General features: G+C 71.9%; 22 protein-coding genes. 9 read left to right on the forward strand and 13 right to left on the reverse strand.

Going from position 1 to position 21,427, the window contains the following annotated elements:
* Nucleotides 1–2: 2 nt before the first annotated feature.
* From ACZ601_RS11075 to ACZ601_RS11095, 5 genes are all read right to left on the reverse strand, one after another.
* The gene (locus tag ACZ601_RS11075; protein WP_469535779.1) at nucleotides 3–725 is read right to left on the reverse strand and encodes a TetR/AcrR family transcriptional regulator; all 723 of its coding nucleotides are present in this window, start codon (nucleotides 723–725) and stop codon (nucleotides 3–5) included.
* Between the two features lie 36 nt (nucleotides 726–761).
* The gene (locus ACZ601_RS11080; protein ID WP_469536479.1) at nucleotides 762–1,838 is read right to left on the reverse strand and encodes a PDR/VanB family oxidoreductase; all 1,077 of its coding nucleotides are present in this window, start codon (nucleotides 1,836–1,838) and stop codon (nucleotides 762–764) included.
* Nucleotides 1,839–1,846: 8 nt separating this feature from the next.
* Nucleotides 1,847–2,752, reverse strand: a complete 906-nt coding sequence (locus tag ACZ601_RS11085) for a metal-dependent hydrolase (protein ID WP_469535782.1) — start codon at nucleotides 2,750–2,752, stop codon at nucleotides 1,847–1,849.
* Nucleotides 2,753–2,828: 76 nt separating this feature from the next.
* Nucleotides 2,829–4,778 (reverse strand): hypothetical protein, encoded by a 1,950-nt coding sequence (locus tag ACZ601_RS11090; protein WP_469535785.1) that lies wholly within the window; start codon nucleotides 4,776–4,778, stop codon nucleotides 2,829–2,831.
* Nucleotides 4,779–4,877: 99 nt separating this feature from the next.
* Nucleotides 4,878–5,429, reverse strand: a complete 552-nt coding sequence (locus ACZ601_RS11095; RefSeq protein ID WP_469535788.1) for a carboxymuconolactone decarboxylase family protein — start codon at nucleotides 5,427–5,429, stop codon at nucleotides 4,878–4,880.
* A gap of 69 nt (nucleotides 5,430–5,498) precedes the next feature.
* On the opposite strand from ACZ601_RS11095, the gene ACZ601_RS11100 reads away from it, so the two are divergent.
* Nucleotides 5,499–5,993, forward strand: a complete 495-nt coding sequence (locus ACZ601_RS11100; protein ID WP_469535791.1) for a MarR family winged helix-turn-helix transcriptional regulator — start codon at nucleotides 5,499–5,501, stop codon at nucleotides 5,991–5,993.
* 178 nt (nucleotides 5,994–6,171) lie between these two features.
* Nucleotides 6,172–7,830: an alpha-L-fucosidase gene (locus tag ACZ601_RS11105; protein WP_469535794.1), complete on the forward strand. Its 1,659-nt coding sequence runs from the start codon at nucleotides 6,172–6,174 to the stop codon at nucleotides 7,828–7,830.
* Here ACZ601_RS11105 and ACZ601_RS11110 read toward each other — a convergent pair.
* Nucleotides 7,827–8,474: a response regulator transcription factor gene (locus ACZ601_RS11110; RefSeq protein ID WP_073735685.1), complete on the reverse strand. Its 648-nt coding sequence runs from the start codon at nucleotides 8,472–8,474 to the stop codon at nucleotides 7,827–7,829. The two genes, ACZ601_RS11105 and ACZ601_RS11110, sit on opposite strands and share 4 nt — an antisense overlap.
* Nucleotides 8,459–9,727: a sensor histidine kinase gene (locus ACZ601_RS11115; RefSeq protein ID WP_469535798.1), complete on the reverse strand. Its 1,269-nt coding sequence runs from the start codon at nucleotides 9,725–9,727 to the stop codon at nucleotides 8,459–8,461. Before ACZ601_RS11115 ends, ACZ601_RS11110 begins: the two co-directional genes overlap by 16 nt.
* Before the next feature lie 249 nt (nucleotides 9,728–9,976).
* Between ACZ601_RS11115 and ACZ601_RS11120 the strand changes: the two genes are divergently transcribed.
* On the forward strand, nucleotides 9,977–12,118 hold the full coding sequence (locus ACZ601_RS11120; RefSeq protein WP_469535801.1) for an MMPL family transporter: 2,142 nt from the start codon (nucleotides 9,977–9,979) through the stop codon (nucleotides 12,116–12,118).
* 73 nt (nucleotides 12,119–12,191) lie between these two features.
* Here the strand turns inward: ACZ601_RS11120 and ACZ601_RS11125 are convergent, their stop codons facing one another.
* The gene (locus ACZ601_RS11125; protein ID WP_440576258.1) at nucleotides 12,192–12,803 is read right to left on the reverse strand and encodes a winged helix-turn-helix domain-containing protein; all 612 of its coding nucleotides are present in this window, start codon (nucleotides 12,801–12,803) and stop codon (nucleotides 12,192–12,194) included.
* Between the two features lie 369 nt (nucleotides 12,804–13,172).
* Nucleotides 13,173–14,207, reverse strand: a complete 1,035-nt coding sequence (glnII, locus tag ACZ601_RS11130) for a glutamine synthetase (RefSeq protein WP_469535804.1) — start codon at nucleotides 14,205–14,207, stop codon at nucleotides 13,173–13,175.
* 260 nt (nucleotides 14,208–14,467) lie between these two features.
* Between glnII and ACZ601_RS11135 the strand changes: the two genes are divergently transcribed.
* Nucleotides 14,468–15,382: a Gfo/Idh/MocA family protein gene (locus tag ACZ601_RS11135; protein WP_469535806.1), complete on the forward strand. Its 915-nt coding sequence runs from the start codon at nucleotides 14,468–14,470 to the stop codon at nucleotides 15,380–15,382.
* A gap of 48 nt (nucleotides 15,383–15,430) precedes the next feature.
* On the opposite strand, the gene ACZ601_RS11140 is transcribed toward ACZ601_RS11135, so the two are convergent.
* Nucleotides 15,431–15,940, reverse strand: coding sequence for a MarR family winged helix-turn-helix transcriptional regulator (locus tag ACZ601_RS11140; RefSeq protein WP_469535808.1), 510 nt, complete (start codon nucleotides 15,938–15,940; stop codon nucleotides 15,431–15,433).
* 69 nt (nucleotides 15,941–16,009) lie between these two features.
* On the opposite strand from ACZ601_RS11140, the gene ACZ601_RS11145 reads away from it, so the two are divergent.
* The gene (locus tag ACZ601_RS11145; RefSeq protein WP_469535811.1) at nucleotides 16,010–16,888 is read left to right on the forward strand and encodes an alpha/beta fold hydrolase; all 879 of its coding nucleotides are present in this window, start codon (nucleotides 16,010–16,012) and stop codon (nucleotides 16,886–16,888) included.
* Nucleotides 16,889–16,906: 18 nt separating this feature from the next.
* Here the strand turns inward: ACZ601_RS11145 and ACZ601_RS11150 are convergent, their stop codons facing one another.
* Nucleotides 16,907–17,266: an arsenate reductase family protein gene (locus tag ACZ601_RS11150; RefSeq protein ID WP_469535813.1), complete on the reverse strand. Its 360-nt coding sequence runs from the start codon at nucleotides 17,264–17,266 to the stop codon at nucleotides 16,907–16,909.
* Between the two features lie 119 nt (nucleotides 17,267–17,385).
* Between ACZ601_RS11150 and ACZ601_RS11155 the strand changes: the two genes are divergently transcribed.
* Nucleotides 17,386–17,655, forward strand: coding sequence for a hypothetical protein (locus ACZ601_RS11155; RefSeq protein WP_469535815.1), 270 nt, complete (start codon nucleotides 17,386–17,388; stop codon nucleotides 17,653–17,655).
* 58 nt (nucleotides 17,656–17,713) lie between these two features.
* Here the strand turns inward: ACZ601_RS11155 and ACZ601_RS11160 are convergent, their stop codons facing one another.
* Nucleotides 17,714–18,163 carry a hypothetical protein gene (locus tag ACZ601_RS11160; RefSeq protein WP_469535818.1) on the reverse strand — a complete coding sequence of 150 codons (450 nt, stop codon included), beginning with the start codon at nucleotides 18,161–18,163 and terminating at the stop codon, nucleotides 17,714–17,716.
* Between the two features lie 135 nt (nucleotides 18,164–18,298).
* Here ACZ601_RS11160 and ACZ601_RS11165 point away from each other — a divergent pair, with 135 nt between their 5' ends.
* The 3 genes from ACZ601_RS11165 (at nucleotide 18,299) to ACZ601_RS11175 (ending at nucleotide 20,502) form a co-directional block, all read left to right on the forward strand.
* Complete coding sequence (locus tag ACZ601_RS11165; protein WP_469535821.1) at nucleotides 18,299–18,784, forward strand: hypothetical protein; 486 nt, start codon at nucleotides 18,299–18,301, stop codon at nucleotides 18,782–18,784.
* A gap of 183 nt (nucleotides 18,785–18,967) precedes the next feature.
* Complete coding sequence (locus ACZ601_RS11170) at nucleotides 18,968–19,891, forward strand: metallophosphoesterase family protein (protein ID WP_469535824.1); 924 nt, start codon at nucleotides 18,968–18,970, stop codon at nucleotides 19,889–19,891.
* A gap of 5 nt (nucleotides 19,892–19,896) precedes the next feature.
* Complete coding sequence (locus ACZ601_RS11175) at nucleotides 19,897–20,502, forward strand: hypothetical protein (protein ID WP_469535827.1); 606 nt, start codon at nucleotides 19,897–19,899, stop codon at nucleotides 20,500–20,502.
* A 376-nt stretch (nucleotides 20,503–20,878) separates the two neighbouring features.
* Here ACZ601_RS11175 and ACZ601_RS11180 read toward each other — a convergent pair whose 3' ends face one another.
* Complete coding sequence (locus tag ACZ601_RS11180) at nucleotides 20,879–21,409, reverse strand: P-loop nucleotide/nucleoside kinase family protein (RefSeq protein ID WP_469535830.1); 531 nt, start codon at nucleotides 21,407–21,409, stop codon at nucleotides 20,879–20,881.
* Nucleotides 21,410–21,427: the final 18 nt, after the last annotated feature.

Here is a 21,427-nt window from a genome sequence, read left to right on the forward strand (position 1 = left end):
CGCTACGGGAGGCGTTGCGGAGGCACGGCCGGTACGGCGGGCGCCAGCGCGGAGAGCCGCACCAGCAGGTCTCCGAACGGCCCGTCCGCCGGCTCCTGCGCGAGGATCCGCAGCACGATGCCCGCCATCTCCTCGTTGTACGCGGCGCTGACGGCGGTCAGCGCCGCGAAGTCGTGCACGAGCTGCAACTCCAGCTCGGCGCGCGGGATGTGCCGTCCGTCCAGCCAGATCAGGGCCGTCGACTCCGCGAGTGACACCCAGGACCTGACGGCCAACTCCAGCCGGGCCGGGGGATCCTCGACCCCCAGGTGGGACAGGATCTGCTCGCAGGCCGCCTGCCGCACCCCGTCGATCATCGCGTTCGCCGTCGACGAGCCCACGGCCGGGCCGCCCCGCATCAGTGCGGCGAAGCCCGGTCCGTGCTCGTCGACGAAGTCGAAGAACCGCCCCATCACCCGCAACAGCCGGGCGCCCAGGGGGCCTTCGCGCGGCTCCAGGAAGCGGGTCGCCAGCTCGTCGGCCGCCCGCCGCAACGCCGCCTCGTACAGGCTCTGTTTGCCCGGGAAGTAGTGGTAGACCAGCGGCCGCGAGATCCCGGCGGCGGCGGCGATCTCATCGATCGAGACCTCGTCGGGGGAGCGGTGGCTGAACAACTCCAGCGCGACACCGATCAGCTGCTGCCTGCGCTCCTCGACGCCCATCCTGCGCCGCACCCCGGTCGTCATGGGGAACAGCGTACCGACCGGCAGGTCCGACGGGTTCTACAGGTCCAGTACCAGCCGCTCGCCCCGGCACCGGGACACGCAGAGCAGCATCGAGTCCGCCCGCTCCGCGTCGTCGAGCAGCTCGTCCCGGTGGTCCACCTCGCCCTCCAGCACGCGCTGTTGGCACGTACCGCAGAAACCCTGCTCGCAGGAGTACGAGACGTGCGGCAGCTCCGCGCGGACGGCGGCCAGCGCCGACTGGCCCGCCGCCACCCGGACCGTGCGGCCCGAGCGGCGCAGCTCCACCTCGAACGGGGCGGTGCCGGTGGCGTCCGGGGCGGCCGAGGTGAAGCGTTCCAGGTGCAGGGTGCAGCCGGCCGAGAGCGCGGCGGCGACCGCGTCCATCAGGGGCTGCGGACCGCAGCAGTGCACCGCCGTGCCCGGCGCCGCGTCCGCCAGTGCCGCCGCGACATCGGGGTGGCCCGCCTCGTCCTGCGGTACGACGGTGACCCGGTCGCCGTCCGCGTCCAGCTCCGCGATCTCCGCCAGGAACGGCATGGTCGCCCGGCTGCGGCCTCCGTACAGCAGCCGCCAGTCCGCTCCGGCGGCGGCGAGCGCCCGCAGCATCGGCAGCACGGGCGTGATCCCGATGCCGCCCGCGACCAGTACGTACGCGGGGGCGTCCGCCAGCGGGAAGCGGTTGCGCGGACCGCGCACCTCGATCTCGTCGCCCTCGCGGAGCCGCTCGTGCACCTCCCTGGAGCCGCCCCGGCCGTCCTCGTCGAGCCGGGTCGCGACGGTGTACGTGTCGACGTCGGCGGGGTCGCCGCACAGCGAGTACTGGCGGACCAGACCGGACGGCAGTACCAGGTCCAGATGGGCGCCGGGCTGCCAGCGCGGCAGCCCGTAGCCCTTCAGACGGAGCAGCACGACCCCGTCCGCAGGGGTGGACCGTTCGGTGACCGTCAGCCGCCTGCCGGTGGTCGAACGGCGCTGCGAGTGACCGGATATGGGCTCGTCGAGGGCCGGCAGCGGCCACAGCGGGGACGTCTCTATGCGGCGGCGCATCGCCCGCTTGGCGAGCAGCGCGGCGGCGGCCAGCACGACGACGGTGCGCGGCCGGGGGAGGGGCAGGGGCATGGTCAGCCGGCTTCCGTCGTACGGGCCTCGGCCGCGACGGCGGCGGGCGAGCGGTTGAGGTAGTCGACGGCCTGCGCCGTACTGCCCTCCTGCGAGGGGTGGTAGGAGCGGCTCAGGTAGCGCGGTATGGACCGCAGCATCGAGGGGGTGCTGGGCAGGGTGCCGCGCCTGCCGCTGCGGTAGAACTGTCCGAAGGACGCCTTTCCGTCCAGCAGGCTCGGGTCGTTCTCCATGAAGAAGCGGGCGCCGCGCTGCCAGAGGAAGGCCAGCGCGGAGAACGCCGTCGCCCAGGTCCGCACCCGCCGCCGGTATCCGCCGTCGACGTGGCAGAACACATCGAAGGCGACAGAGCGGTGCTCGACCTCCTCCGCGCCGTGCCAGCGCAGCAGGTCCAGCATGGTCGGGTCGGCGCCGCGCCGGTCCAGCTCCTCCGCGTTCAGGACCCAGTCGCCGAGGAACGCGGTGTAGTGCTCGATGGCCGCTATCGTCGCCACCCGCTCCATCAGCCACCACTTGCGCGCCCGGCCCGGCGGCAGCGTCCGGTCCCCGAGCAGCTTCTCGAAGAGCCAGTCGACCTGGGCCGTGTACGGGGTCGGGTCGAGGCCCAGCTCCCTCAGGTGCGGGAGTACGTCGTCATGGGCCTGGGAGTGCATCGCCTCCTGGCCGATGAACCCGATGACGTCCTCGCGCAGCTGCTCGTCGTGTATGTACGGCAGCACCTGGCGGTAGACGTGGATGAACCAGCGTTCCCCGGCCGGGAGCAGCAGATGGAGCACGTTGATGGTGTGCGTGGTGAACGGATCGCCCGGTACCCAGTGCAGGGGCGTCCGGTCCCAGGCGAAGGAGACCCGCCGGGCCTTGAGCGCGATCCGTTCCGACGCGACCGCCGCAGGCTGCGTGTTAGACATGTTGTCAATGTACTGAGGGGTAGGCCCGGGGAACAGGGGCCTGCGGAGAATTCCCGCAGCTGTTCCCGGCCGGCCCTCACCGCAGGGCGCCGACCCGACTGCCGTCTCTCAGCCGCCCGTTCAGCCGTGCCCGGTCGCCCGCGTCGGCGGGCACCGCGAGCAGCCGTCCCCGCGCGCTGCCCGTCACCCCGCCCGAGGTGGTCAGTGAGGTGAACTGCTCGCTGCCCGCCGCGAGCACGTACCAATGGCCCTCGCGCGACTTCCACAGCACGCCCGCCAGCACCCTCGGGGCGCGCTTCCCGCACGCGGGCGAGTCCTCGGAGCGCGCCGCGACGGCCCCCGGCGGACGGCTCCCGGGCGGTCGCGCGGAGGGCGCCTGGAACTGGGCGAGCACCAGGCTCCCGGTGCCCCGCCAGGTCTCCGCCCGGGTGCACAGCCACCGGGCGGAGCCGCCGCCCTCCGGCAGCGGCTGCGTTGCGTACGTCCAGGAGTTGACCGAGCGCACCCCGTGCGAGCGCACCGCCGGGAGCAGACAGGCGGTGCGTGCCCAGCTCTCCAGCTCCGGCCGCCCCGCCACGTCGTGCGGCTCCGAGGGCGGGCCGGAGGTCAGCCGGGCCGGGGCGAGTTCACCGAGATCCGTCACCAGCCGGTCCGTTGTGCCGTCGGACAGTTCGACCGCTTCCCAGGACCGGCAGCCGCCCGTGGACCCGGTACCGGCCGGCGCCTCGGTCACCCCGTCCGGGGTACGGTGCAGCGGGCGCGGCGCACGGTCCGGGGCGAGCAGATCGCGCAGCGACGCCCTCCGCACCCAGGGCGCCGTCAGGTAGCGGACCCGGCCCGCCGCGCGCTCCACGACCAGGGCGCCCGCCGATGCCCCGCCCGCCCCGTCGACCCGGGCGAAGTCGAGCGCCGCGCCCTCGGACGGATCGGCGTTACGGGGCTCCGCGTACCGCACGACGCGCAGTCCGTCGTAGAACAGCACGACGGCCGACGCGCCCACCTCGCCCGCGTACAGCAGCTGCGGGGCTCCCATCGGGGGGCCCATGGGTGTGCGGGGCGTCGCCGACGTCCGCACCCCGCCGCCCGGCCGGGCCCACACCGCCAGCGCCCGCCGCAGCAGCCGGACGTCCTCCGTGCGGTCGCCCCGGGTGGGCCACGCGGTGAAGTCGGTACGCGGTGAGCGCCGCCAGAACGTCGCGGGCACCATCCGCAGCGCCCCCGGGTCCAGGGCCTCTTCCGCAGCCGGATTGCGCGCGTACGGGGGCGCGGCCGGATCCCCGCGCCCCCAGCCGCCGCCCGGCAGCCCGAGCAGCGTCCCGCACACGGCGGCCGCGGCGACTGCGGCCAGCGCGGCCCGCGCGTGTCTGCGCCGGCGCGGCAGGTCCGGCGGCCTGGCCTGGAGCGAGCACGGGTCGAACTCGGGCGAGGCCAGCAGCGCGTAGGGCGCGGCGACCCCGTCCGCCTCCCGCAGGGCCGCGTGCGGATCGGCCACCCCGGCGGCGGCCAGCTCGCGGCGGACCTCGCCGTCCGCGAGCGACTCCAGGCCGCGCAGGACGAACGCGGCGCGTGCCGGTCCGCGGAGCGCGGAGAGCCGCTGCTCCAGCGCGAGTTCATCGGCTCCGCCGGAGTGCGGGAACAGCCGCAGCCCCCAGACCAGCGGCAGGGCGGGCGGCAACTGGGCGCGCCTCGGCCACCACCACTGCCGAGGCAGCTCCGCCGCCAGGGCGCCGCGCAGCACCCGCTGCCGGACGGACGCGTAGTCGGGCCCGGCAGCCGCCGCCGTACGGCCGGAACGGCGTGGCAGCGGGAGGCCCGTGCCCTGCGCCGGACCGGCCCGGCGCGCGGCCTGGAGGGAGCGCTGGGCCAGGGCGTGGGCCGCCAGAACGCGCCGGGAGCGGCCCAGCGAGGGCGGCAGGACGAGATAGCCGAGCCGGACCAGTCGCGGGTAGTGCTCGACGAGCGAGGCCTCCGCCTGCTCCGCATCGACCGGGGCGGCGGCTGACGGTACCTCTGGCAGTGGGCGCACGTTCAGCTGAACGAGCGAATCGTGCGATGGTCACCCCGGGGCCGGGCGCCTGAGCGGCGGCCGGCCGGTCCCTGAGTGGCGGCCTCCCGGTCCGGGACCTCAGGCGAACCGGGCCAGCTGCGGATCGACCGGGGCCGCTGTCATCCGGTTGGCCAGGGTCGACATGGTGTAGGCGCCGATCCCCAGGACCACTTCCAGCGCGTTGCGGGAGGTGTAGCCGTGGGCGAGGAACGACTGGAGGGTCTCGTCGTCCACAGCCCCGCTCGACTCGATCGCGGCGACGGTGAACCGGCGTACCGCCTCCAGTCGTTCGTCGGGCAGCGGCAGGGGGCTCTCGCCGCGCAGTGCGGCGATGAGCGCGCCGTCCGCGTCGAGGGCGGTGAGCTTCGCGGTGTGCATCGCCACGCAGAGGTGGCAGTCGTTGCGGGTGGCCATGGTCATGATCACGACCTCCCGGGAGAGCTGGTCCAGGGTGGTTGACTCGAAGAGCGCGCTCATCTTCAGGAAGCCGTTGAGCAGCTCCGGTGAGGAGGCGAGAAGGGCGACGGCGGTGGGCAGGTAGCCCTGTTTCGCCGTCACGGCCGCCATGGCGGGACGGGACGCGGCGGGAGCGGATTCGGGGGTGTGGTCGGTGAAGACGGATGCGGGCATGGCTGTCCCCTCGCGGTAAACTCGACAACGTGATTGACGAAAAGGTAAACCAAGTTGTCGAGTATCGCAATGGCTGAGCGCACCGGGCGGGGCTCTTCCGGCGGTGCCGGTACGGGCTTCGAGCTGCCCATCCTGCTGTTCGCCGGCTTCCGTTCGATCATCGACGACCTCCACCGCGAGCTGGCCGGACAGGGGCACCCCGAACTGCGTCCCGCCCACGGCTACGCACTCCAGGCGGTCGGCCGCGACGGGGCGACCGCCAGCGAGATCGGGCGACGGCTCGGCGTCTCCAAGCAGGCTGCCGGGAAGACCGTCGACCGGCTCGAAGCCCTCGGCTACGTCGAGCGCGCCGACGATCCGCAGGACGGCCGCCGCAAGCTCGTACGGCTCACCCCGCGCGGGATCGACGTACTGGCACGGTCCGCCGCGGGCTTCGACCGGCTGCGCGCCGAATGGGTCCGGGTGCTCGGCGCGGAACGGGTCGCGGCGCTGGAGGCCGACCTCCGCACGATGGCCTCCGCAGAAGCCTTCCGGCTCGATGTGGCGAGCTGGATCAACAGCTGACCGGATCGACAACTGACCCGGTCGGCAACTGGCGGAATGTGCCGAGCGCTTGGACTTTACGCACTAGAGATAGGACGTATCTGGTAGACACCCTTCCCGAGGGCCACTCCGTGCGGCAACATGCACGCGTCGGTACCCAAGAGATCCGACCACTCGTGGTCGAGAATGGGAGGGAACCATGGCACGACGCACCCATGTGCTCAGCGCGCTCGCACTGGCGGCCGCCACCGCGCTCATCCCCGTGACTGCCACGGCGCAGCAGCCGGCGCATCCCGCCGCTCCCTGCGGCGCACCCGTGAGGCCCGCTTCGCAGATGAGGGTCGAGGCCTGCGACAGTCCGGACCGGATCATCGAGAAGGCCGCGAACATCGTCCCCACGACGGGACAGCTGGCCTGGCAGCAGCGGGAGGTCACCGCCTTCACGCACTTCGGGATGAACACCTTCACCGGCCGTGAATGGGGCTCCGGCACCGAGGACGAGAAGCTGTTCGCGCCGAAGAGCATCGACGCCGACCAGTGGATGCGCGCCTACAAGGCCGCCGGTATCAAACAGGTCATGCTCACCGTCAAGCACCACGACGGCTTCGTCCTCTACCCGAGCCGCTACACCGACCACTCGGTCGCCCTCAGCCCCGGCAGCCCCGACGTCGTCGCCCTCTATGTGAAGGCCGCCCGCAAGGCGGGACTGAAGGTCGGCCTCTACCTCTCGCCCTCCGACGGCGCCGAACTCCCGCACGCCTGGCACGCCGACTGGGTCGAGGAGATCCGTGCCAAGGAGGCCGCCGGGGAGACGCTGAGCCTGCCCGAGCGGATGGCCCTGGAGGACGGCGACCGCGCCCCCGCCGGTCAGGGCCGCTTCGGCAACGGCAGCGCCGTCACCGAGCGCACCATCCCCACCCTCGTCCCCGGCGACGACCGCGCCGCCCGGGTGAGGAGCGGCAAGCTGCCCACCTTCAAGGTGAAGGCCGACGACTACGACGCGTACTACCTCAACCAGCTCTACGAGATCTTCACCCAGTACGGCCCGGTCGAGGAACTCTGGCTGGACGGCGCCAACCCCTGGTCCGGCTCCGGCATCACCCAGAAGTACGACGTCAAGCAGTGGTTCGACATGGTCAAGGCGCTCTCGCCCAACACCGTCGTCTTCCAGGGCCCGCAGGGCGTCCGCTGGGTCGGCAACGAGAACGGCGTCGCCCGCGAGACCGAGTGGAGCGTCACCCCGCACACCACCGACCCGTGGACGGGCCTCGGCAGCCTGCCCAACGACTCGACGGAGCCCGACATCGGCTCCCGGGACCGGCTCCTGGAACCCGGCGTCAACTACCTCCAGTGGTACCCGGCGGAGGCCGACGTCTCCAACCGCCCCGGCTGGTTCTACCACCCGCAGGAGAAGCCCAAGACCCCGGCGCAGCTGATGGACCTGTACGAGAAGAGCGTCGGCCGCAACGCCTCGCTGCTGCTCAACGTCCCGCCCGCGCCCGACGGACGGATCGCGGACGAGGACGTCGCGTCCCTGACCGCCTACGGCGCCGACGTGCGCCGGATCTACGGCACCGATGTGCGCAAGAAGGGGCCGGGCCCGTACACCTTCGACCGGGTCGCCGTCCGTGAGGACATCCGGCACGGACAGCGGGTGGAGAAGTTCGCCGTGGAGGCCCGGATCCACGGGACGTGGCAGCGGATCGCCGACGGCACCACCATCGGCCACGAGCGCATCCTGCCGCTGTCCGAGGCCGTGACCGCCTCCGACGTCCGGGTCAAGGTGCTGGAGTCCAGGGCGAAGCCGTACCTGGCGGCCACGACACTCCACCTCACCACCGCACCGGTCAAGCCCTAACCCCGGTCCAGATAGGCCAGTACCGCGAGAACGCGGCGGTTGTCGTCGTCGGAGGGCGGCAGGCCGAGCTTCCCGAAGATGTTCGAGGTGTGCTTGGCCACCGCCCGCTCCGTGATCACCATGTGGGCGGCGATCGCCGCGTTCGAACGGCCCTGTGCCATCTGCTCCATGACCTCCTTCTCGCGCGGCGTCAGCCCGCCCATCGGCTTGTCCTGCGAGCGCCGCGACAGCAGTTGCGAGATCACCTGCGGGTCCATCGCGGTGCCGCCCGCCGCGACCCGGCGGACCGCGTCGATGAACTGTTCGGCGTCGAAGACCCGGTCCTTGAGCAGGTAGCCGATGGCGCCGTTGCCGTCCGCCAGCAGCTCACGCGCGTACAACTGCTCGACGTGCTGGGAGAGCACCAGCACCGGCAGGCCCGGTCGGGCACGCCGGGCCGCCAGCGCGCACTGCAACCCCTCGTCCGTGTGGGACGGCGGAAGCCGGACGTCGACCACTGCGACGTCCGGCTTCAACTCGGCCAGGGCCCGGGTGAGTTCGGGCCCCGTCTCGACGGCGGCCGCGATCTCGAAGTCGTACGCCTCCAGCATGCGCACCAGGCCGTCGCGCAGCAGGAAGAGATCTTCGGCTAGGACAACTCGCAAGGGATCTCCATGGTCACCATGGTGGGACCGCCCGCGGGGCTGCTGACGGCCATGATGCCGTCGAATGTACCGAGTCGGCGTTCGACTCCGCTCAGGCCCGAGCCCGATCCGGCGCTCGCACCGCCCTTTCCGTTGTCCGTGACGGAGATCCGCAGCATGTGGTCGCCATGGTGCAGGTCCACCCAGATCCGGTCCGCGCCCGAGTGCTTCGCGGCGTTCGTCAGGATCTCGCTGACCGCGAAGTACGCGGCCGACTCGACCGGCGCCTCCGCGCGGCCGCTCAGCTCCACCTCGACCTCGGTCCCGATCGGCATCCGCAGCGCCAGCGCCTTGACCGCGTCGCCGAGCCCGCGCTCGGCCAGGACCGGCGGATGGATGCCCCGCACCAGATCGCGCAGCTCCGTGAGCGCCTCCGCCGACGACGCGCGGGCCATCGCCAGGAGCTTCTTCGCCTGCGCCGGGTCCTTCTCGACGAGCGCCTCGATGGTGCCCAGGTTCATGCCCATGGCGACCAGCCGGGCCTGCGCGCCGTCGTGCAGATCGCGCTCGATGCGCCGCAGCTCGGAGGCGGCGGTGTCGACCGCCTCGTGCCGGGTCTCGGTCAGCCGGTCGACGCGCAGCGCCAGCTCCTGCTCATGGGTGGGTGCCAGCACCGAGCGGGCGATCGCGAAGTGCGCGTGCAGCAGCCGCTCGCTCAGCAGCACCCCGGCCCCGAAGATCACCACGCCGAGCGCGGCCGCGGCGAGCGCGGTCGCCTGGCTGTCGACGGGCACGAACCCGTACCAGTACCGGTCGTCGGTGAAGACGCGCCACAGCCCCGCCGCCAGGACGAAACCCTCCACCGGGTAGACGAACAGCGCCGCCGCCAGGATCGACACCACGTAGCCGGCCGTCATGTCGACCAGCAGCCACCGCATGTCCCGCCAGGTCGCCGGGTCCTTCAGCATCAGCGTGGTCCGCTCCACCTGCCCGGTGAACCCGCTGCGGACATCCTTCGGGAACGGCCGGTACGGGACCGGGATCCGGACGTCCGACCAGGTGATCGCCAGCAGCCGGCGCTGATTGGCGTGCTTGCGGACCGCCGTCAAGACGTACGGGGTGGTCAGCAGGCCGATGCCCACCGGGATGAGCGCGATGGAGACCGCCGCCAGCACGAACAGCGTGACCGACCCCACGATCGACGCGAACGACAGCGCCAGTCCGCGCCCAGCGGCCAGCAGTGCGGCCCTTGTCCGTCCGTGCGGCGTCTTCATATCGGTCCCTCTTCTCTCGCCGGCACTCGTGGCAGCCCCGGTCCGCACACAGTCTGACGCCTGGGGCGGGCCGGGAGTCAGCCGCTCTGACACCCGGCGGGGGTGTACCCAGCACCACCCCCGCGGCCTCGCCCTACGTCGCGGGGGAGTGGGTGTTCCAGCGGCTGGGGCGGCGGTCCCCGGATTCCTAGATTCGAGGTGTCCGGACAACCGGTTCTTCCAACGACTCTTTCAGGGGGCGAACACGCCATGAGGCCTAATCTCGCGGCACGTATCGGTGTGTGGAGCGCACACCACCGAAAGACGGCCATTCTCGGCTGGCTGCTCTTCGTCGTGCTCGCCGCGGGCATCGGCGGTGCGTCGGGCATGGTCGAGATGACCAACGCGGAGAACGGTGCGGGCGACTCGGCGCGGGCCGAGCAGATCCTCTCCGACGCCGGCCTCAGCCACCGGGCGGGCGAGCTGGTCATGGTGTCGTCGGCCGAACCCGACGGCTGGAAGACCGCGGCGCGGGAGCTGACCACCGCGCTCGGGAAGACCGGTGAGGTGACCGGCCTCAAGGCGCCGGTCGCCGCCGAGAACGGCAAGGACGCGCTGATCACCTTCGAGATGAAGGGGGACGCCGCCACCGCGTCCGACCGGGTGCAGCCCGTCCTGGACGCCGTCGAGGGGGTCCGGAAGGGACAGCCGGACGTCACGGTGCACCAGTTCGGCGACGCCAGCGCCGGCAAGTGGCTCGGCGACCTGCTCTCCGACGATTTCAAGAAGGCCGAGTTCACCGCCGTACCCCTGGCCCTGGGCATCCTGCTGGTCGCCTTCGGCGCCGTCGTCGCGGCGCTGCTGCCCGTCGGACTCGCGCTGACCGCCTGCATGGCCGCCTTCGGTCTGCTGTCGCTCGCCAGCCACCAGCTGCACCTCTTCCAGACCACGTACTCCGTGATGTTCCTGATGGGCTTCGCCGTCGGCGTCGACTACTGCCTCTTCTACCTGCGGCGCGAGCGGGACGAGCGGGCGGCGGGACGTGACGCCGAGACCGCGCTGCGGATCGCCGCGGCGACCAGCGGCCGGTCCGTCCTGGTCTCCGGGCTGACCGTGATGGTCGCGATGGCCGGCATGTTCCTGTCCGGGCTGCTCCTGTTCAAGGGCTTCGCCGTCGCCACGATCATCGTGGTCTTCATCGCCATGATGGGCTCCGTGACGGTACTGCCCGCCCTGCTGTCCTGGCTGGGCGACCGGATCGACGCCGGTCGCGTGCCGCTGCTCAACCGGCGGAGCAAGCGGGGTGCGCACAAGGAGAGCGGCCGGTTCGCCGGAAAGCTGTTGCGGCCCGTGCTGTCCAGCCCGAAGTTCTTCGCCGCCGCCTCCGTCGTCGTGCTCCTCGTGCTCGCCGCGCCCGCCCTCGGCATGAAGACCGAGTCGCTCGGCCTGGAGAAACAGTTCGGCTCCCAGTCCGAACTGGCCGTCGCCTACCGCGACATCAGCGAGGCCTTCCCCGGCGGTCCCGCCCCGGCCCAGGTGGTCGTCGAGGCCGACGACATCGAGGCCCCCGCCGTACGCAAGGCACTCGACGGCTTCGACAAGGTGACCGTCCACCGGGCGCGGAACGTCGCCGAGATCGAGGTCCCGATGGAGCGCGGGAAGGCCGATCTGACCGAACTGCGCGAACACCGGCTGCCGGCCGCCTTCGACGGAACGGGCGCCCGTGCCTATGTGACCGGCGAGACGGCCGGGTCCGTGGACTTCACCGCCCAGCTCAAGAGCGGCATCGCGCCCGTCTTCCTCTTCATCGCCGCGGTGACGTTCCTGGTGATGCTGTTCTGCTTCCGCAGCTACGTCATCGCCGTGACCGCGATCCTCCTCAACCTCCTCTCGGTGGGCGCCGCCTACGGAGTGATGGTCGCCGTCTTCCAGCACGGCTGGGGCGCCTCGCTGATCGGCTCGGAGGGCGTCGGCGCGATCGAGTCCTGGATGCCGCTCTTCGTGCTGGTCGTCCTGTTCGGGCTCTCGATGGACTACCACGTCTTCGTGGTCTCCCGGATCCGCGAGGCCCACGGCCGGGGCCTCGCCACCCCGGCCGCGATCGACGAGGGCATCCGCCGGACGGCGGGCGCGGTGACCGGCGCGGCCGTGATCATGGTGGCGGTGTTCGCGGTCTTCGGGACGCTGTCCATGCAGGACATGCAGCAGATGGGCGTCGGACTGGCCGTCGCGGTGCTGCTGGACGCGACGATCGTCCGGATGGTGCTGCTGCCCTCCGTGATGGCGCTGCTCGGTGAGCGGAACTGGCGGACCCCGCGCGGACTGTCCCGGCTGCCCGCCCTGGACCACGGCGAGCCGGAGCCGGAGCCCGGCCCGGCGCCGGCCCCGGTGGGCTCGGTGCGGCACGGCTGAACCCCCGGCAGATGCGGGTGGGCCCCGGTTCCGGTACGTACCGGAACCGGGGCCCACCCGCATCTGCCGGGGGTCAGGGCGTGTACTTGTACCCGACGCGCCGCACCGTCTGGATCGACCGGCGGTGCTCGGCGCCCAGCTTGCGGCGCAGCCGGGCGACATGGACGTCGACGGTGCGCCCGTCGCCCACGTGCCCGTAGCCCCAGACGGTGGTGACCAGCTGGTCGCGGGTGTGCACCCGGTTCGGGTGCGCCACCAGATGGGAGAGGAGCTCGAACTCCAGGTAGGTGAGGTCGAGCTTGTCCCCGTTCACCGAGGCGGTGCGCTGCACGGGGTCGATGCGCACCGGGCCCGCGCCCGGTTCCTCCAGTACCTCCGGCACCACGTACTGGCCGGCCCGGACCGCCGCGGCGGGCGGCTGCTGGTCGGCGGGTACGAGCACCAGGTAGCCGACCATCGGCGGCCGGCCCGGCAGCGCCGGCAGGGTGTGCTGGGGTGCGGGCAGCCAGGTCGTGCCCGGCGCCAGGAACGCGGCCACATCGGCCGGCTGGAAGACCTCGTCCGGCGCGACGGCCCGCAGCCGGTGCCGGTTGGGGGAGGGGGGACGGGCGGTGGTGGCCGCAGCGGCCGCCGACTGGGCCGCGGTGGCAGCGGATGCGGCGGAGAAGGTACGAGTGTTCGCCATGGGGTCAGCTCTTTCGCGCGAGGAGTCGTCTGTGGACGGACTTGCTGCGTGCGCGCGGACCGAAGACCGGGGTGAGCGGCTTTAGGGGGCCAGCGCGTTCAACGCGCGGCAACACACCCGGTCGAAGTCGTGATGCTGACGGGAAGGCCAGAACGGCTCCAGGTCGCTGCGACCTGTCGAGGTGTGCTGGATGCTGGCCATGCCCCCATTGAACCAGAGAAAACGGCCCCGCAGCAGACTTCTCCCAGCCGTCGGTACGGACGCTTCGTGTTGGCTTCCTCACCCCCGGGCACACCAAGAGGCGCCCACCGGCCGTGCGGTGGGCGCCTCTTGGTGTGCGGGCGGGATCAGAATGGTGTGCGGGCGGGCTCAGACCTGGGCGGCCTTCTCCAGCGCGGTGCAGCAGGTGTCGACGATCAGCCGCGTGACGACGTACGGGTCGACGTTGGCGTTGGGGCGGCGGTCCTCGATGTAGCCCTTCCGGTCCTGCTCGACCTGCCACGGGATGCGGACAGAGGCACCGCGGTTGGAGACGCCGTAGCTGTACTCGTTCCACGGGGCGGTCTCGTGCAGACCGGTCAGCCGGTCGTCGATGCCGGCGCCGTAGTGCTTGACGTGGTCCATCGGCTTCGAGCCCTCGCCGAGCGACTCGCACGCGGTGATGATCGCGTCGTAGCCCTCGCGCATCGCCTTGGTGGAGAAGTTGGTGTGGGCGCCCGCGCCGTTCCAGTCACCCTTGACCGGCTTCGGGTCCAGGGTCGCGGAGACGTTGAAGTCCTCCGCGGTGCGGTACAGCAGCCAGCGCGCGATCCACAGGTGGTCGGAGACCTCCAGCGGGGAGACCGGTCCGACCTGGAACTCCCACTGACCGGGCATGACCTCGGCGTTGATGCCGGAGATGGCCAGTCCCGCCTTCAGGCAGTTGTCCAGGTGCTTCTCGACGATCTCGCGGCCGAAGATCTCGTCCGAGCCGACGCCACAGTAGTAGCCGCCCTGCGCGGCCGGGAAGCCGCCCTCGGGGAAGCCGAGCGGCCGGTGGCCGTCGAAGAACGTGTACTCCTGCTCGATCCCGAAGACCGGCTCCTGGTCCGCGAACTGCTCGGCGACCGGGCGCAGCGAGGCCCGCGTGTTGGACTCGTGCGGGGTCATGTCGATGTGGAAGACCTCGCACAGGACCAGCACGTCGTCGCCGCCGCGGATCGGGTCCGGGCAGGTGAAGACCGGCTTCAGCACCCGGTCGGAGGCGTGGCCCTCGGCCTGGTTGGTGCTCGATCCGTCGAAGCCCCAGATGGGCAGCTCGGCCACATCGGACGACGGGGAACCGGGCATGATCTTCGTCTTGGAACGGAGCTTGGCGGTCGGCTCGGTGCCGTCGATCCAGATGTACTCAGCCTTGAACGTCACGGAAGCCATCCTTTGGGGGTGCTGCGGTCTATGCAGCGCAGCTTCGCAAGACGCGATTTCCCGTCCGTTGCTCTCGTGTGAACCCCGTGTTACCTAGGTTTCCCGCACAGGACGGGCGTGTTGTACGGGCCTCAGCCGCAGGCCCGCAGCGGCGTCCCGGCCCCCGCGGCCCGCGTATACAGGGTCAATGCGGCCGCCCGCCCGCACACCCCGCCACCGGATTCCTTCGAGGCGTCATCCGCACCGGGCACACTTGTGCCATGACGACATCCGTGAAACCCCTGCGTATCGGCCTGGTCGGTACCGGCCCCTGGGCCGGCAACACCCATGCACCCGCCGTCGCCGCGCACCCCGGCGCCGTGCTGAGCGGGGTGTGGGGCCGCCGGGCCGAGGCCGCGCGGGAGCTGGCCGAGGCGCATGGGGCCCCGGCGTACACCGGTGACGCGGGGCTCGACGAGCTGTTCGCCGCGAGCGACGCCATCGCGTTCGCCCTGCCGCCGGACGTCCAGGCGCCGCTGGCCGCCCGCGCCGCGGCGGCCGGCTGCCATCTGCTGATGGACAAGCCGGTGGCGACGAGCGTGGCGGCGGCCCGCGAGTTGGCGGAGGCGGCGGAGCGGGCCCGGGTCGCCTCCGTCGTCTTCTGCACGCTGCGGTTCGCCCCGGAGACCTCGGCCTGGATCGCGGAACAGCACGCGAAGGGCGGCTGGTTCACCGCGCACGCCCACTGGATCGGCGCCCTGTGGGCGCCCGGCGCGGACAGTGAGTACGCCGCGTCCCCCTGGCGTCACGAGAAGGGCGGCCTCTGGGACGTCGGCCCGCACGCGCTCTCCGTCCTCATCCCGGTGCTGGGCGACGTGACCCGGCTGACCGCCGCCCGCGGCCCCGCCGACACCCACCACCTCATCCTCCGCCACGCCTCCGGGGCCTCCAGCACGGTGACGCTCACCCTGGCCGCCCCGCAGGCGGCGACCGGGGTCGAGGTGGAGCTCAGGGGCGAGCACGGCACCGTCGGGCTGCCCCGGTGGGACGGCGCGGTGGGCGCCTTCCTGGCGGCGGTGGACGCGCTGATCGAATCGGTGCGTACGGGGGTGGCGCACCCCTGCGACGTACGGTTCGGGCTCCGGCTGACGGAGCTGCTCGCGGAGGCCGAGGCGCAGGCGGGGGCGGGGGAGTAGCGGCGCGCGTCCCCGGACGGGCCGGGCGTTCCCGGGACCGGTGGCGGGTCAGGGTCGCGGGGGTGTGCCTACCGGTCCGAGGGCCGGGCCCTTCCCCGGGGCCGCGTCGCCCGGTCCCCGCGACAGCGCGGTGTGGAAGCCGTCCAGGAAGCGCCGGACGGCGGCCACCTCGGCGTCGTCGAATCCGCGCAGCAGCTCGACGGCGCTCCCGATCGCCGGTCCGAACGCCGCCCACCCCAGCTCCACCGCCTGCGGCGTCACACGCAGCAGCACCCGGCGCCGGTCGCGCGCGTCACGGGACCGGGTGAGGTGGCCGAGCCGCTCCAGCCGGTCGATGAGTGACGTCGTGCCCGCCGAGTTCAGCCCGAGCTCCGCGCCGAGCCTGCCTGCCGTGACATCGGTCCCGTTCCGCCCGGCGTCGAGCAGGCAGATCAGGGCCCGCACATCGGTTGGATGCATCCCGTTCCGGGTGGCGAACTCGGCCTGACGCAGACCGAATTCGACCGTGACCCTGCGCAGCAGATGGACGATCTCCATTTCACGGCCCTGGTCGCTCATCACGGCTCCTCGTCTATTATCTCGCTCAGCGAGATAATATCCAGGTGTACGGAGTTGAGGGAGCATCCCATGACATCCACCCGGCAGTCCGCGACCGGTGACGCGGTCTTCCTCGCGGCGTACGAAGAGGTCATCACGGCCAAGTGGCCCGCCGGAACGACGCGGAGCGACATCCCCACCGTGTACGGCACCACCCGCCTCAACAGCCACGGCCCCGAGGACGCGCCACCCCTGATCCTGCTGCCCGGCGGCGGCGCGACCTCCACGGTCTGGTATGCCCAGGCCGCCGAACTGGGGCGCACGCACCGGGTGCACGCCGTGGATCTCGTGGGCGAGCCCGGACGCAGCGTGGCGGGGGAGCGCCCCATCCGCACTGTGGACGATCTGGACGCCTGGCTCGACGCGGTACTGGACGGCCTGGGCGTCGAATCCACCGCGCTGTGCGGCCACTCGTACGGCGGCTGGATCGCTCTCCAATACGCTTTGCACGCAACCCACCGGGTCAGCGAGCTGGTCCTCGTCGACCCGACCGGCTGCTTCGCGGGCTTCCGCCCCGGCTACATCCTCCACGCGCTCCCGATGCTGCTGCGCCCGAGCCCCGCACGGACGCGCGCCTTCCTTACCTGGGAGACGGGCGGGGCCGCGCTCGACCCGGCCTGGCTGCGGCTGCGCGAGGCGGCGGCCGGATTCCCCTCGGCCCGGCCGGTCACCGGACCCCGCCCGTCCCCCGAGGCCCTGCGCGCACTCGACGTACCGGCACTGGTGCTGCTCGCCGGAGCGAGCAGGGCCCATGACGTGGACCGGGTGGCGGCCGCCGCGAACAGGCTGCTGCCGCAGGCGGAAACGGTCGTCCTGCCCGGCGTCTCCCACCACGCGCTGCCGCTGCACGGGCCGACGGCCGCCGAACTCAACCACAGAACGGCCCAGTTCCTCGACGAGGCGCGATAGCGGTCCGCGGCCCCCGCCTCAGCGCCCCATCGCGTCCCGTACCGCCTCGTCCGTGCGCGCGACCACCGCGGTGCCGTCCTCGGCCGTGATGATCGGCCGCTGGATCAGCTTCGGGTGCTCCGCGAGCGCCGTGATCCACCGCTCCCGCGCGTCCGCGTCGCGCGGCCACTCCTTCAGCCCCAGCTCCTTCGCGTCCGCCTCCTGCGTCCGCGTGATGTCCCACGGCTCCAGCCCGAGCCGGTCGAGGACATCCCGGATCTCGTCCGGCGACGGCACGTCCTCCAGGTAGCGGCGGACCGTGTAGTCGGCGCCCTCCGCGTCCAGCAGCCGTACCGCGCCGCGGCATTTGGAACAGGCGGGATTGATCCAGATCTCCATGGGGCCAACGGTACGGGATGGACCCGCGAAAACCCCTCTGGCCAGGGGCGATTGTCAGTGCCGGGCAGTAAAATGAAGGGAGTTCGTGAGGGTTCCACCACCGTGCCAGGAGGTTGCCAATGGCCGTTGCCGCAGTCACGACCAAGCCGCTCCACAAGCCCCTGCAGAAGAAGCGCCTGCCCGCCGGCCGTCCCCGTGAGTGGTACGTCACCCACAACCGGCGGCTGAAGGCGATGCGCCTGGCGATAGTCCTGCTCGACAGCGGAGTTCACCAGCCGTCGAGCGCGAGCAACGCCCGGATACGTACGACCGCCGAGCTCCTCGGCATCCACCCGCCGTCCGACACCACCTGCCGCATGGTCCGCGCGCTCATCCGCTACGGCCGCTGACCCGGGCCGCCGGTCCAGCCCGCTGCGCCCCCGGGAGATCCGGGGGCGCAGCCGCGTCTCAGTACCCGTCGCAGGTGGCGGTGGCGAAGGCGCCGGAGGCCCGGCCGGTCCGCCGGGTGATGTCGTCCACCTTCACGGAGCACGCGACGTCGCCGCCGGACCTCCCGAGGCTGACGGCGAACGAGCCGCCGTTCATGAACCCCCTGGTCTCCAGCTCCCCGGCCCACGGCAGCGTCCGCAGGGTCAGCCGTCCGGTGGACAGGGCCTCGCCCTGCCAGGTGCTGTAGGTGAGCGTCACGTCCTTGGCGGTGCCGGTGACCTCGTACCTGATCCGCAGCCGCTCCGAGCTCTGCTCGGAGAGCCCGTGGGCCAGCACCGCGGCGACCGCGCCCGCGGCCAGCGCCAGGAGTACGACGGCCATCAGCAGCACCCACGGCCAGAGCCGCCGCCGAGGGGGCCGCGACGTGTCCGGCTCGTCCGGGCCGTCATCGCTCGCCTGCTCGCTCATGCACCCACCCTCCACGCTCCGGCCCCGCCCCGCGACCCCGCCGCCCCCTCACCCGTCCGGCCCACAGCGCATGCGGTACCACCTGCCGCCGCCTTGACTGGGGACGGTCGACGAGTGCTGGTGCTGGGAGGCGCGATGACGAGGCGAGGCGTACGGGGCCTGGGCACCGTGCTGGTGGCGGTGGTCGTGGCGGCGGGGGCCACGGCGTGCTCGGACGACGGGGACAGCGCGTCCAGCTCGGCGTCGAGGGCGGCGTCGGCGGCCTCCTCGCTGGCGTCCAGGGGCGCCGACGCGGTCGCCTCCGCGACGGCCGCCGCCCAGGACAAGCTGAACAGCTTCAAGGACGGCGTGAACGCGAGCGGCGACGTCAAGACCGGTGCGGCGGCCACTGACAAGGACGGCCGCGCCACCTCGAAGGTCACCGTGCGCAACAGTGGGGACTCGAAGCAGTCCTACGGCGTACAGATCAACTTCCGCGATCAGAACGGGAACCTGCTCGACTCGGTCGTGGTGACGGTCGACGACGTCCCCGCCAAGGCCACCAAGGACGCCACCGCCCGTAGCAACCGCAAGCTCGACGGCGACGTCAAGGCCGAGGTGGGCAAGGCGCTGCGGCACTGACCAGGACGGGCGTCAACGGATTCGGCCGGTCCGGAGACGCCGGCACGGGCAGCGGACAGCCGTACCGCAAAACGGGCAACTGATCGTTGCCATGGCCCAGTTGGCCATGAGACGGTGATTTGGGACACTCCGCACGGTCGTCGCGGGGGCACTCTTCGGCCGACAGAACGGGAAACCGTCTCCATGAGTCATCCGAACGACCCCGGTCCGTCGGCGGCAGTGGGGGCGAGCCGGCTCCTCGCGGTCAGTGACCTGCACGTCGGCATGGCCGAGAACCGCCTGATCGTCGAGTCGTTACGCCCGTCCGGCGACCAGGACTGGCTCATCGTCGCCGGCGACGTCGCCGAGAAGCTGGCTGACGTGGAATGGGCACTCAAGCTGCTCTCCGAACGGTTCGCCCACGTCATATGGACACCCGGAAACCACGAGCTGTGGACGACGGAGAGGGACCCGGTGCGACTGACCGGGCAGGCACGCTACGAGCGCCTGGTCGAGCTGTGCGGAAAGCTGGGCGTGAGCACACCGGAGGACCCGTTCCCGCTGTGGCGGGGACCGGGCGGACCGGTTGCCGTCGCGCCGATGTTCCTCCTGTACGACTACACCTTCCGGGTCCCGGGCACGGCGACCAAGGAGGAATCCCTTGCCCGTGCCCAAGAGGCCGGCGTCATCTGCACGGACGAGTACATGCTGCACCACGACCCGTATCCGGCACGGGATGACTGGTGCCGGGCCCGGGTCGCCCTGACCGAGCAGCGGCTCGCCGCTCACGCCCCGGACATCCCCTTGGTGCTCGTCGGCCACTGGCCGCTGGTACGGAACCCCACATCGGTGCTGTGGCACCCGGAGTTCGCCCAGTGGTGCGGAACAGAGCTCACGGCGGACTGGCACCGCCGTTTCAACGTCGAGGCAGTGGTGTACGGGCACCTCCACATACCCCGCACCACGTGGTACGACGGGGTGCGCTTCGAGGAGGTGTCGATCGGCTACCCCAGGGAGTGGCGCAAGCGGGGCCACCCCCACGGACTGCTGCGCCAGATCCTGCCGTACGAACCACCGCCGAAGGAGCCGGACAGCCGAGGGGAAGCGGCCGGGAGCCGGCAGGGGTAGGTGTCGTGATCGAGCGGCTGGTCCCCGCCTCGGTCTCCTGTGCCTCCTCCCACGAGGACCACTGGGGCGCCGACACGCTCTTCCCCGAGGAAGCGGCCCAGGTGGCGCGGAGTACGCCCGCCCGCAGAGCCGAGTTCGCCTCCGTCCGTGCCTGCGCCCGGCGGGCCGTGGCCCGGCTCGGCCGCGCGCCCGTGCCCGTCCTGCGCGGCCCCAGGGGCGCACCGCTGTGGCCGCCGGGACTCGTCGGCAGCATGACGCACTGTCAGGGCGTCCCCGGCCTCGGGTTCGACGACGGCGACCGGAAGTTCATGGTGAGCCCCGAGGGCATTGCGCTCTGGCTCGGCGAAGGCGCGGAGCTTCCTCCCTCGCCCACCAAGGGGACGACGTTCGAGACGGTCGACGGGGTGACCGGGGAGATCCGCAGCTACCGGCCGCTCGACCGCATCCGGGCCACTCGCGGTACGACGACGGTACAGCTGGCGGTCTCCAGCTCCGGCGACCGAAGCGTCCTGCGGTTCCACCAGGAACACCTGGCGAGCGCGGAGCAGCGGGAGCAGCAACGCGCCCACTGGCAGGGCGTGATGGAGCGGGTCACGAAGGAGCTGAACTGACCGGGAAACCCGGTCCGCTCACCGCGCCGATGCCGCCGAGCGCTTCGAGCTCCACGGCAGACCGGTATAGCCCTGAACTGCAGGTTTCCTAGGACCGAGCGTTCACCGGTGCACGTGTCGGATTTCTTCGCAGTCTGGAGGCGGCAGCCTTGCCGTTCCGCTGGCTCGCAGACTCACCACCGGCACAGGTCCTGGTGTTGGCGTATCACCGCTCAGCCGAACAAGCGGGTGCAAGCAGTGTGCAGGCGAAGCACCGTGGACGCCACGTCCTTCGTGTCCACCCCTCACACCCACGGCGGTGCGCGCGCAGGGTGCTGATCGCGCCAACGCCAAGCACGTGGCGGACCACGCCATGGTCGGTGTCAGCGGGTCTGCTTCAAACCTGCCTGGGCCTGGCCGCAGCCAGCGCCGCAACGAGCGCGTCCAGGTCTCCCGCGTAGACGATGACTTCTTCATCGTCGGCCGGGGGGTCGAATCGGGCGAAGAAGTCGTCGAGGGCTTCGGGCGTGACGGCGAGGGCGTTGGCGTCCTCGCGCTGATTGCGCTCGGCGAGGCGTCGCAGCAGCTCCTCCCGGTCGGCGGGGAGGTAGACCACGACCGGGAGGCCCCCCGCTCCGCGGGCGGCCCGCTGCCAGTCGTCGCGCTCGGCACGCCGCCACAGCCCGTGGTCCAGGACGACGTTGCCACCAGCCTCCAGCTCCTTGACGAAGCGCTGCCGGATTGCACTGACGACGGGCCGTTCGCGCTCGAAGTAGGTGTGCTCGGCGTAGTCCACGCCGTATCGGCCGTGGAGGCGATGCACTTCCTCGTCCACGGACAGCCGTGTGTAGCCGTGGTTGGCCAAGGCTCGGGCGACGGTGGTCTTCCCGGAGCCGGTGATGCCGGCCAAGAGAACGGCGAGGGGCACGTGGCCATCCCTTCCGCG

Source organism: Streptomyces sp. NPDC104307 (genome assembly GCF_055584045.1).